The organism is Sphingomonas sp. 10B4 (assembly GCF_035019905.1).
Lineage (GTDB): Bacteria > Pseudomonadota > Alphaproteobacteria > Sphingomonadales > Sphingomonadaceae > Sphingomonas > Sphingomonas glacialis.
In genome coordinates this window covers 1-270 of the sequence record NZ_JASJVC010000325.1, presented here as the reverse complement: position 1 = coordinate 270, position 270 = coordinate 1, and the positions used below count along the sequence as shown (strand labels likewise).

Genomic DNA, 270 nt, shown 5'->3' with positions numbered 1-270 from the left:
GCCCGACGGTAACGACAGTCAAAGCTGGTTGAGCGCGCAATTAGGGCAAGATGCATTTAGCCGTTGCGGCATTATGAAAAAAAATGGTCAGCGTGAAACCGGTTTTCGAGGGCTGGGCGTGTACACAAATCCGAGCTGCGTACGTCCCTTGATGGAAAAGCGCGTGCCGGAAATTCAAGCACTCAGCCACTACAACAGTTGGTTTCTCGATGTCGATGGCACGGGGATGTTGTTTGACGATTACGACCCAGCCAAACCCAGCTCGCAAGC

General features: G+C 53.0%; 1 protein-coding gene. It reads left to right on the top strand.

All coding sequences use genetic code 11. From position 1 onward, the window contains the following. Window positions 1-270 (top strand): glycoside hydrolase (locus tag QN347_RS19990; protein WP_323494427.1); only part of this gene is annotated, 270 nt, incomplete at both ends.